Annotated in this window: 9 protein-coding genes; all 9 read right to left on the bottom strand. The window is 66.1% G+C overall.

What is annotated here, in order from left to right; translation table 11 throughout:
• Window positions 1-845: NAD(P)-dependent oxidoreductase (locus Q1J79_RS20045; protein ID WP_300304195.1), on the bottom strand; the 845-nt coding region annotated here is incomplete at its 3' end.
• Window positions 817-3,495 (bottom strand): nitrate reductase, encoded by a 2,679-nt coding sequence (locus Q1J79_RS20040; RefSeq protein WP_300304193.1) that lies wholly within the window; start codon window positions 3,493-3,495, stop codon window positions 817-819. The genes Q1J79_RS20045 and Q1J79_RS20040, both read right to left, overlap by 29 nt.
• 7 nt (window positions 3,496-3,502) lie before the next feature.
• Window positions 3,503-3,844, bottom strand: a complete 342-nt coding sequence (nirD, locus tag Q1J79_RS20035) for a nitrite reductase small subunit NirD (RefSeq protein ID WP_300304190.1) — start codon at window positions 3,842-3,844, stop codon at window positions 3,503-3,505.
• An 11-nt stretch (window positions 3,845-3,855) separates the two neighbouring features.
• Window positions 3,856-6,303, bottom strand: a complete 2,448-nt coding sequence (nirB, locus tag Q1J79_RS20030; RefSeq protein ID WP_300304186.1) for a nitrite reductase large subunit NirB — start codon at window positions 6,301-6,303, stop codon at window positions 3,856-3,858.
• A gap of 30 nt (window positions 6,304-6,333) precedes the next feature.
• The gene (locus Q1J79_RS20025; RefSeq protein WP_300304183.1) at window positions 6,334-7,134 is read right to left on the bottom strand and encodes an ABC transporter ATP-binding protein; all 801 of its coding nucleotides are present in this window, start codon (window positions 7,132-7,134) and stop codon (window positions 6,334-6,336) included.
• A 14-nt stretch (window positions 7,135-7,148) separates the two neighbouring features.
• Window positions 7,149-8,465, bottom strand: coding sequence for a CmpA/NrtA family ABC transporter substrate-binding protein (locus tag Q1J79_RS20020; protein ID WP_300304180.1), 1,317 nt, complete (start codon window positions 8,463-8,465; stop codon window positions 7,149-7,151).
• Between the two features lie 10 nt (window positions 8,466-8,475).
• On the bottom strand, window positions 8,476-9,339 hold the full coding sequence (gene ntrB / locus Q1J79_RS20015) for a nitrate ABC transporter permease (protein WP_300304177.1): 864 nt from the start codon (window positions 9,337-9,339) through the stop codon (window positions 8,476-8,478).
• Window positions 9,340-9,368: 29 nt separating this feature from the next.
• On the bottom strand, window positions 9,369-10,658 hold the full coding sequence (locus tag Q1J79_RS20010) for a CmpA/NrtA family ABC transporter substrate-binding protein (protein ID WP_300304174.1): 1,290 nt from the start codon (window positions 10,656-10,658) through the stop codon (window positions 9,369-9,371).
• A 308-nt stretch (window positions 10,659-10,966) separates the two neighbouring features.
• The coding region (locus tag Q1J79_RS20005) for an ANTAR domain-containing response regulator (protein ID WP_300304171.1) at window positions 10,967-11,580 on the bottom strand (614 nt) is incomplete at its 5' end.

Raw genomic sequence — 11,580 nt, 5'->3', positions numbered from 1 at the left:
CGGCCGCCGCGCTTGCCCACCATCATGCGCCTGGCCTCGCGGCGCGCCAGCTCCAGCACGCCGTCCGACACCAGATCGTCGAACAGGATCACATCGGCAGCCTGCAGCGCGCGCATGCCTTTCAGGGTCAGCAGCTCGGCATCGCCTGGTCCGGCGCCCACCAGGGTAACATGACCGCCGGCGACTTGCTGCGGCACGCCAAGAAGATCGACATCGGCCGGCACGGCCGGCTCAAGGAAGGCACGCTCGGCAAACCGCTGCCAGAAGGCGCGACGCTGCGTGGGTGTCGGCAGGCGCGCGGCCAGCGACATGCGGATACGTTTGGCGGCGGCGGCCCAGGCGCCCAAGGTGGCAGGCAGCAGGGTTTCGATGCGGCGACGCACCGCCTGGGCCAGCACCGGCGCGGCGCCGTTGGTGGAAATGCCGATCACCAGCGGCGAGCGGTTGACGATGGAGCCGAACTGCACGTCGCCATGGCCCGGTTTGTCGATGGCGCTGCAGATCGCGCCCACGGCACGCGCGGCGGCATGGAAGGCCGCCGCGTCCTGCTCATCCACCGCGTCGATCACCGCCATGACCGCGCCGTCAAGATCATCCGGCTGCCAGCCACGCGGATGTATGGCGATGCTGTCCTGCAACGCCAGCAGTTCCGCGCCGGGTTCGGCTGCATAGACATCCACCTGCGCGCCAGCCGCCGCCAGCAATTCCGCCTTCCAGGCCGCCGGCGCATCGTTGCCCGCCACCACAACGCGTTTGCCATGCAGGTCGATGAACAGCGGCAGCACCGCCAGCGGCGCGATCCGTCGCGGCGCCGTCTCAGCCGGCTTTCTGGATATGGATGCCATCGATGATCCTCCGGATTTCGCTGCGGCAGGAGCCACAATTGCCGCCGGCCTGCGTGGCGACGGTGACCGCCTCCACCGTCTGGCAGCCGCCCGCCGCGGCGGCGGCGATCTGCCTGGCACCGACATCGAAACAGGCGCAGACGATGGCGCCACGATCGGGCTGCTCGGCGCCGGCGCGTCCGGCCAGCAGGCGCAGGCGTTCGGCGGCGGTGCCAAAACCAGCCCCGAGCTGTTCGGCGGCCCAGGCACGCGACACCGCCACCGGCTGCGGCGCAACAAACAACGCGCCGATCAGGTGGTCGCCCCGGAAGGCGGCAAAGCGATGCTGGCCGGCAGCGGCATCGTGATAGGCCAGCAGCTCGACGGGATCGGCCTCGGCGATGCCGAACAGCATGCGGGCAAAGGCCGTCCAGTCCCGCGGCAGGTTTTCATCGGCAAGCTCCAGCCGCCAGCCATCGCGCGCCGGCGCCAGAGTCCAGTAGCCGGCGTCGAGGCTGGCCGGTTTGTTCCTGAGCGCGGCAAAACCATACCAGGCCGCCGCATAAGGCTGCACCGCCACCGGGGTGAATTTCAGTTCCGGCTGGCCCGAGACCGGATCGGTAGCCGGATTGACCAGCGCGTCGATGCGGGCTTTCGCGCTGAACTGGTCGGTCCAGTGCAGCGGCGCGAAGACCGTGCCGCGCTGCTGCTCCTCGCCGACCAGCGCGCGCAGGATGGCATGGCCGCGCTGGTTGCGCAGGACCACCAGACTGGCCGGCGCGATGCCATGGGCTGCCGCATCGGCCGGATGGATTTCCAGAAAGGGCTCGGCGATATGGCCCATCAGGCGCGGCGAGCGGCCGGTGCGCGTCATGGTATGCCACTGGTCGCGGATCCGGCCGGTGTTGAGCACCAGCGGGCAATCCTCGGTCGGCAGCTCCGCTGCCGCGCGCCACGGCGTGGCGATGAAGCGCGCCTTGCGGTCCGGCGTATAGAACTGCCCGTCGGCGAAGAAGCGCCGCGCGTCGTGGCAGGGCTGCCCGGCCGGCCAGGGCCACTGGAACGGCATGAGCGCGTCATAGTCGACGGGCGTGATATCGCCCAGCGCCGAAATGTCGAAATCCCGCCGCCCCTGATTCTCCACGCCGCTGAGCCGCGCATATTCGGCGAAAATCTCGGCCGGCTTTCCATAGGCGAAGGCATCCGGCCAGCCCATGCGGCGGCCAACCTGGGCGAAGATCCACCAGTCCGGCCTGGCCTCGCCCGGCAGCGGCAGGAAGCCGCGCTGACGCGAGATGCGGCGTTCGGAATTGGTCACCGTGCCATCCTTCTCGCCCCAGGCCGCCGCCGGCAGCAGCACATGGGCATGGCGCGCCGTGTCGGTGACCTGCAGCACGTCGGACACCACCACGAACGGACAGGCCTGCAAAGCCGCTTGCACGTCATCGGCATCGGGCAGGCTGTCGACCGGATTGGTGCCGGCGATCCACACGGCCTTGACGCGGCCATCCTTTACGGCACGGAACAGATCGACCGCCTTCAGGCCCGGCCGGTCGGCGATGCGCGGCGCGGCCCAGAAATCCTGCACGATGCGGCGATGATCCGGATTGTCCAACTCCATATGGCAGGCAAGCTGGTTGGCCAGCCCGCCCACCTCGCGGCCGCCCATGGCATTGGGCTGGCCGGTGACCGAAAACGGCCCCATGCCCGGCCGGCCGATGCGGCCGGTGAACAGATGGCAGTTGATGATGGCATTGACCTTGTCGGTGCCGTTGCTCGACTGGTTGACGCCCTGCGAATAGGCCGTCACCACGCGCTCATGCCGCGCGAAAAGATCGTAGAATTGCCGCAATTCGGTCTGGCTCAGGCCGGTGATCGCCGCGATCTCGGCCTGCGCCAGGGACCGCGCCGCGGCCAATGCCGCCTCCATGCCGCCGGTATGGCTGCCGACGAAGGCGTTGTCGATCCTGCCCTGCTCATGCAGATGCGCCAGCAGGCCGTTGAACAGGGCGACATCCGATCCGGGTTTCAGCGCCAGATGCAGATCGGCATTGCGTGCCGTCATGGTGCGACGCGGATCGATCACCACGATGGTCATCTCCGGCCGCTCGGTCTTGGCCGCCATCAGACGCTGGAACAGCACCGGATGGCACCAGGCGAGATTCGAGCCGACCAGCACCACCAGGTCGGCCTGCTCCAGATCGTCATAGACGCCCGGCACCGTGTCGCTGCCGAAAGCGCGCTTGTGGCCGGCCACGGCCGAGGCCATGCAGAGCCGCGAATTGGTGTCGATGTTGCCCGAGCCGATGAAGCCCTTCATCAGCTTGTTGGCGACGTAGTAGTCCTCGGTCAGGAACTGGCCCGAAACATAGAAGGCCACCGAATCCGGTCCATGCTGCGCGATGGTATCGGAGAAAACTTCGGCCACGCGGTCGAGCGCGGCATCCCAGCCGACGCGTACCCCATCCATCACCGGATGCAGCAGTCGCCCTTCCAGTCCAATGGTTTCGGCCAGCGCGGCGCCTTTTGAGCAGGTGCGGCCGAAATTGGCCGGATGGGCCTCGTCGCCGCGCACCGTAGCAACGCCATCGCTGTCGCGCCGCACCCGCAGGCCGCAGCCCACCCCGCAATAAGGGCAGGTGCTGCGGATTTCCGGCGCGGCCTCGCCCATATCGACCTCAGGCCGCCTGTATCGCCATGCCCGGCCAGGACAGCAGCACGCGGCCTTGCTCCAGCCGGACGGCAATGATGCGGGTGCAGCCATGATCGGCGCCCTGGGCTTCGCCGGTTCTCAGGCTGATCACCCAGTTATGCAGGGGGCAGGTCACGGAATCGCCCTGCACGATGCCCTGCGACAGCGGCCCGCCTTTATGCGGACACTTGTCGTCCATGGCAAACAGCCCGTCGTCCATGGTGCGGAACACGGCGATATCGCCGCGCGCCGTCTTCACCACGCGGGCGCCGCGGCGGGGAATATCCTCCAGCGTGCCGATATCGATCCACTCCTCGGTCATAATCATGGCAGCGCTCCCTACTCGGCCGCATGGGCCAGCCGCAGATCGGCCAGCGGCTTGAATTCATGGGCGAAGGCGCCATTGACCCGCTCGGCCCAGGGATCGACCTGGGCATGCTTCTGCGCCTGCACGAAGCGGGCGAACAGCGCGCGCCGCCGCTCGCCGTCCTCCACGATCTGCTGCTTCACGCTGTCGAGGCCAACGCGCTTAACCCATTTGTGGATGCGGTCGAGGTAATGCGCCTGCTCACGATAGAGCTGCATCAGCGCCCCGGTATATTCCAGCACCTCCTCCTCGCTCGCCACCTTGCACAGCAGCACGGTCTGTTTCACTTCCAGGCCCGCCGCGCCGGCAATGTGGAATTCGTAGCCGGAATCGACGCAGATGATGCCGATATCCTTCACCGTGGCCTCGGCGCAGTTGCGCGGACAACCCGAAACCCCAAGCTTCACCTTGTGCGGCGTCCAGCTGCCCCAGGTGAATTTCTCCAGCCTGATGCCCAAGCCAGTCGAATCCTGGGTGCCAAAGCGGCACCATTCGCTGCCGACGCAGGTTTTCACCGTGCGCAGGCCTTTCGCATAGGCATGGCCCGAGACCATGCCGGCGGCATTGAGATCGGCCCAGACGCCCGGCAGGTCTTCCTTCTTCACGCCCAGCAGGTCGATGCGCTGGCCACCGGTCACCTTCACGGTGGGGATATTGAACTTTTCGGCCACGTCGGCGATGGCGCGCAGTTCCTTCGCGCTGGTCACGCCGCCCCACATGCGCGGCACCACCGAATAGGTGCCATCCTTCTGGATGTTGGCATGCGCACGTTCGTTGATGAAGCGCGACTGGTTGTCATCCACATACTCGCCCGGCCAGGTGGCGAGCAGATAATAGTTCAGTGCCGGCCGGCATTTGCTGCAGCCGCAGGAGGTTTTCCATTCCAGCTCCTGCATCACCGCCGGGATCGACTTGAGCTGCTTGGCCACGATCAGCCGCCGCACCTCGTCATGCCCCAGATCGGTGCAGCCGCACATCGCCTTCATCTCGGCCGGCTGGTAGTCGCCGCCCAGCGTCAGACCGATCAGCTGCTCGACCAGGCCGGTGCAGGACCCGCAGGAGGCCGAGGCCTTGGTGACGGCCCGCACCTGGTCCAGGCCGGTGAGATTCTGTCCGGTGATCGCTGCGACGATCTTGCCCTTGCATACGCCGTTGCAGCCGCAGATCTCTGCCTCATCCGGCAAGGCTGCAACGGCCGCCATAGGGTCCAGCGGGCTGCCTCCCGCATAGCCCTGGCCGAAAATCAATGTTTCACGCATCTCCGCGATATCAGCGCCCTCGCGCAGCAGCTGGAAGAACCAGGCCCCGTCGCCGGTATCACCATACAGCACCGCGCCGATGACGCGGTTGTCCTGCAGCACCAGCCGGCGGTAGACGCCGCGGGCGGCATCGCGCAGCACGATTTCCTCGCGGCCCGGCGCCTCGGCGAAGTCGCCGGCCGAGAACAGGTCGATGCCGGTGACCTTCAGTTTGGTCGCCGTCACCGAGCCGTTATAGGCCGCCGGCTCGTCCACCAGCGTCCTGGCCAGTACGCCGGCCATCTCATAAAGCGGCGCGACCAGCCCATAGGTGGCGCCACGATGTTCGACGCATTCGCCAAGCGCGAAGATGTCCGGATCGGAGCTGCGCATCTGGTCGTCGACCACGATGCCGCGGTTGACCGTCAGCCCGGCCGCCTTGCCCAGCGCGCCGTTCGGCCGGATGCCCACCGCCATCACCACCAGGTCGGCGGCGATACGGGTGCCGTCTTCCAGCTCCACCGCCTCCACCCGGCCATTGCCGGTGATCGCTTTTGTGTTGGCGCCGGTCAGCACGCGGATGCCGCGTTCCTCGATGGCTTTTTTCAGCAGATAGCCGGCAGCCGGATCAAGCTGGCGCTCCATCAGGGTCGGCATCAGGTGCACGACGCTCACCTGCATGCCCTGCTCGGCCAGGCCGGCCGCTGCCTCCAGCCCCAGCAGGCCACCGCCGATCACCACCGCATTGCCGCGCGACCTGGCGGCCAGGATCATGGCATCGACATCGTCGAGATCGCGATAACTCAAAACGCCGGGCAGGTTGTGGCCCGGCACCGGGATGATGAACGGCACCGAGCCGGTGGCGATCACCAGCTTGTCGTAGGGCTCGACCAGGCCATTATCGGTGGTGACCGTTTTCGCCACCCGGTCGATGGCGGTGACGCGGGTACCCTTGTGCAGCGTGATGCCGTGGTTGATGTACCAGCCATCGCCATGGATGACGATCTGCTCATAGGTTTTCTCGCCCGACAGCACCGGCGAGAGCATGATGCGGTCGTAATTCACCCGCGGTTCGGCGTTGAAGATCGTCACCGCATAGCGGCCCGGAGCGAGTTCGAACAGTTTCTCCAGCATGCGCCCGGGCGCCATGCCGTTGCCGATGATAACGAGACGTTCTTTCATGGCCTTGGACTCCGTTACGCGTGATATCCCTTATGCCGCCTGCACGGCGGGCGCGCGGTGGCGGGCATAGAGGAATTCCAGGATCTGCTGGCGGCAGCGCGTGTATTCCGGGTCGCTGGCCAGCGCCAGGCGGTTGCGCGGTCGCGGCAGCTTCACATCGAGGATTTCGCCGATCGTGGCGGCCGGCCCGTTGGTCATCATCACCACGCGGTCAGACAGCAGCACGGCCTCGTCCACGTCATGGGTGATCATGATCACGGTGTTCTTCAGCTTGGCATGCAGCTCCATCACCGTGTCCTGCAGTGTCGCCCGGGTCAGCGCATCCAGCGCGCCGAACGGCTCGTCCAGCAGCAGCACCTTGGGTTCCATCGCCAGCGCGCGGGCGATGCCGACGCGCTGCTTCATGCCGCCGGAGATTTCCTGCGGGCGTTTTTCCAGCGCGTGGTCCATGCCAACCAGCGCCAGGTTATGGCGGGTCCACTCGTCGCGCTGGGCGCTCGATTTCGCCTTGCCATGCACCTTGTCGACCGCCAGACGCACATTGTCGTAGACCGTCAGCCAGGGCAACAGCGAATGGTTCTGGAACACCACGGCGCGATCCGGCCCCGGATCGGAGACTTCCTTGCCCTGCAGCAGCACGCCGCCGGTGGTGGCGCGGATCAGCCCGGCCACGATGTTGAGCAGCGTCGACTTGCCGCAGCCGGAATGGCCGATCAGCGCAACGAACTCGCCGCTGTCGATCTGCAATTCGATATCGCGCAGGGCAATGAACGGCCCATTGGCGCCCTTGAAGGTCATGCCGACATTTTCGATGCTGAGATAGGCGCTCATGAGGGGCTCCTGGATTAGCGGTTGGCGCTGGGTCTGCGGGTGGCGAGGCTGCCGCTCTGCGCCGCGCGGGCAGCGGCCGGCGCGGCCGGGCGGGCCGAAGAGACATACGAGCCGTCGAGGAACAGGTCGGCGCCCATCTGGATCGGCGCGCTGGCCTGGGCCAGCAGCCAGGGACCGGCATGCAACCCTTCGGGCTTGCGATCGATCAGCGGGAAGGGCCGGTCCAGGGCGGCGGCGGCTTCACGGTACAGATCGGTGCGGAAAACGGCGTCGGCCACGGCCGAGATATCGGTGGCCGGGTCGATCAGCTTCCAGCGCCGCATTTCGGTCAGATACCATTCGGCCTGGCTGCGCCACGGGAAATTGGCGCTGTAGCGGCTGAAGACGAAGAAGTCGGGCATATGCTCGGGGCTGACATCGAGGCCGTAGCGCACCACGCCCAGCATGCCGAGCCGGATCGCTTCGGCCGCTTCCGGACCGATATAGTCGGGCCGCGCCAGAATCTCGACGCCTTCCAGGCGGTTCTCCGGCCGGTCGAGCCATTCAGCCGCCTCGATCAGCGCCATCAGCATCAGCTTGTGGGTCAGCGGATTACGCTCGACCCAGTCGCGGTTGACGCCGATCACCTTTTCCATGCGGTTGTTCCAGATCTCGTAGCCCGAGATCAGGATGCGGCCGACGCCGCGCAGCACCGCCAGCGAGTTCCACGGATCGCCGACGCAGAAGCCGTCGATCTCGCCCGCGGCCAGCCGGTCGGTCATCTGCGGTGGCGGCACCACCACCAGGTTGACGTCGCGGTCCGGATCGATGCCGGCCGAGGCAAGCCAGTAGCGCAGCTGGATCTGGTGCGAGGAATAGTTGAACACGGTGGCGAAGGTGAGCACCGGCCGGCCGGCCTTGCGATCGGCGGCGATCAGGCGGCGCAGCACGTTGCCGGCCTCGTGGCGGTCCTGCGCCACGGCCGGCTCGGCCTCGACCAGGCGGTTCCACAGTTTCGACGAGATGGTGACGGCGTTGCCGTTCAGATTGAGCGCGAAGCTGGTGATCTGCGGCTTTTTCCAGCCGCCGGCGCCCAATGTGGCGGCCAGCGGCATCGGCGCCAGCATATGGGCGGCATCCAGCGCGCCGAGCGCCACCTTGTCGCGCATGTTGGCCCAGGAGGGTTCGCGCACCAGGGTGACGTCCAGCCCCTGGCGCGCGAAGAAGCCCTTCTCTTTCGCCGCGATCAGCACCGCGCTGTCGGTCAGCGCGATGAACCCGATGCGGACCGGAATGGAGGCCGCCGTGCTGGCGGCCCCCATTGTTTTGGTTTTTGCCGGACGTCGCGCCATCATCGGCTTCCTATTGCTGGGCGTAGCCGCCGACGCGGTTGCCGATGAAGCTGATCAGGCGATCGAGCATGAACCCGACCAGGCCGACATAGATCAGCGCCAGGATGATCTCGCTGATCAGCGAGCTGTTCCAGGCATCCCAGATGAAGAAGCCGATCCCGACGCCGCCGATCAGCATCTCGGCGGCAACGATGGCCAGCCAGCTCAGGCCGATGCCGATCTTCAGGCCGGTGAACATGAACGGCACCGTGGCCGGCAGCATCACCTTGAAGAAATACTCGAAGCCGTTCAGGCGCAGCACCCGGGCGACATTGCGGTAATCCTGCGGGATGTTGCGGATGCCGACCGCGGTGTTGAGGATGATCGGCCAGATCGCGGTGATGGTGATGACGAAGATCGCCGAGGGATCGGCATGCCGGAATGCCGCCAATGAGAGCGGCAGCCAGGCCAGCGGCGGCACCGTGCGCAACACCTGGAAGATCGGATCGAGGCCGCGGAAGGCCAGCGTCGACTGGCCGATCAGCACACCCAGCGCGATGCCGGCGGCAGCCGCCAGCGCGAAGCCGACCGCCACCCGCTTGAGGCTGGCGGCGAGATGCCAGAACAGCCCCTTGTCGAGATTGCCCTTGTCGAAGAAGGGATCAATGATCAGTTCCCAGGTATCGGTGATCACCGTCGAGGGTGGCGGCAGCGAGGCACCCGGTTGCGAACAGGCCACCTCCCAGATCGCCAGCAGCAGCAGCAGGAACAGCACCGGCGGCAGCACGCGGGCGGCAAACATCCGCAGGCCGCCGGCGATACGCGGCATCCAGGCGGCGAGAATACTCTCGCCGCCCAGTTCCGCCTTGCTCAGGACATCGGTCTTCACAGCCATGGAGAGCTCCTTGTCGTGCGCGGACATGATCAGACGCGGGTGATCGCCAGGCTTTTCAGATAAGCCGCGGGATCGGCCGGATCGAACACCTTGCCGTCGAAGAAGGTTTCCTTGCCGCGCGAGGTGGATTTCGGCAGATCGGCGTCTGACACGCCGATCGCCTTGGCCGCATCGCGCCACAGATCCTCGCGGTTGACCTGCTTGATCAGGGCCTTGGCGTCGGTATCGGCCGGCAGATAGCCCCAGCGGATATCCTCGGTGAGGAACCACAGGTCATGGCTCTGGAACGGATAGGAGGCGAAGTCGCGCCAGAATTTCATCACCAGCGGACTGTCGAGGCCAACCTTGGCCTTGCGGCCGCCATCGCCGTAATCAATGTTGCCGGTCTGGCGATCGAGGATGTCGGCCACCGGCACCTTGAACCAGTCGCGGCCGCCGACGATCTTGCACATCTCTTCCTTGTTCTCGAGCTTGTCGCACCATTGCTGGGCTTCCAGCACGGCCATCAGGATGGCCTTGGCCGCCTTCGGGTATTTCTCGACCCAGTCGGCGCGCAGGCCGAGCGACTTCTCGGGATGGTCCTTCCACAGCTCGCCGGTGGTCAGCGCGGTGAAGCCGATCTTCTGGTGCACCAGCTGCGAGTTCCACGGCTCGCCCACGCAGAAGGCCTCCATGGTGTTGACCTTCATGTTGGCCACCATCTGCGGCGGCGGTACCACGATGGTGGAGACGTCCTTCTCGGGGTCGATGCCGTTGGCCGCCAGCCAGTAGCGCAGCCAGACGTCATGGGTGCCGCCCGGGAAGGTCATGGCGCATTTGATTTCCTTGCCTTCCGCCCGGGCCTTCTTGAAGCCGGCCGCCAGCGCCCTGGCATCGGTGGTGACGCCCATATTGGCCCAAGTCTTCGACACCGAGATCGACTGGCCATTGGTGTTCAGCCGGCACAGGATGTTCATCGGCACCTTGGTCTTGGTGACCTTGCCGGTGGAGATCAGATACGGCATCGGCGTGAGGATATGCGCGCCGGTGATGCCGCCGCCCGCCTCGCCGAGCTCGATATTGTCGCGCGTGGCGCCCCAGGAGGCCTGCTTCTCGATGCTCATCTCGGGCAGGCCGTATTTGGCGTAGAAGCCCTTTTCCTTGGCGATGATCAGCGGCGAGGCATCGGTCAGCGCGATATAGCCGAGCTTGGTGCCCTTCACTTCCGGGCCCGCGCCCTGCGCGAAGGCGCCGGCGGGAAACTGCAGCCTGGCGGCGGCCATCAGCGCGGCGGCGCCGGTGGCGGACTTGAGCAACTGACGACGGTTGAACACAGCCATGTCGAAACCCCTTTTCCCTGCTGCCGGATCGTTGTCCGGCGTCGCGGCCATAAAAAAAGCGCCCGGCAATGGAGGCCCCGGAAACCGGGACCACATTGCGGGACGCCATTGTCCATTCGCGACCGACGCTGCTGCTCTGCCTGGGGAGGCTGATGCGGGAGGTCGATCATCCGCTGCGCCGTTGCAGCGGGTTCGCTGTCTTCTTAGCAGGATGCGTGCCAGAGCCGGGGGATGTGGCTTTTCAAGCCTCTAGCGCGCCGCGACGAGTCGGGTTTTCATGCTGCAATGCACAAAAACGAGGCAGCTGCCTATTTCTTTTTAAGCAGATCGGCGAAGGCGATCAGGTTTTCGGCAACCTCGGCCAGGCGCTGCTGGCGATCCATCGCCAACTTGCGCAAGGCGGCATAAGCCTCCTCCTCGCTTAAGCCGCGTTCGCGCATCAAGAGGCCCTTGGCGCGGTCGATGACCTTGCGCTCGTTGAGGGTGGCGCGGGTTTTCTGCAGCTCGTCGCGCAGGGCCTGGAATTCGCGGAACCGCGCGATGGCGACATCGACGATCGGCTTGACCCGGTTCACGTTCAGCCCGTCGATGATATAGGCGGAAACCCCGGCCTGCATGGCCTGCTGGATCATGGTCTCGTCGGACTGGTCGACGAACATCACCACCGGGCGCGGCTGGTCGGCGTTGATCTGCCGCATACTGTCGATGGTGTCACGCGAGGGCGATTCCATGTCGACGATGATCACGTCGGGGCCGATCTCCTGCACCCGCCGGGCCGACAATTCGCGTGGCGCCAGCTGGGCCACCAGGTCATAGCCCTGGCCGCGCAGGGCCTCGGCGAGCACGGTGGCGCGCTCGGGGTTTTCGTCAATCAGCAGGATACGGACGCCGGCCAAACCACATCTTCCAAACCGGGGCGACA

This window comes from Ferrovibrio sp. (assembly GCF_029255545.1).
Classification (GTDB): Bacteria; Pseudomonadota; Alphaproteobacteria; order Ferrovibrionales; family Ferrovibrionaceae; genus Ferrovibrio.
The sequence above is the reverse complement of the archived record's forward strand: the minus strand, read 5'-3'. Positions and strand labels throughout refer to the sequence as shown.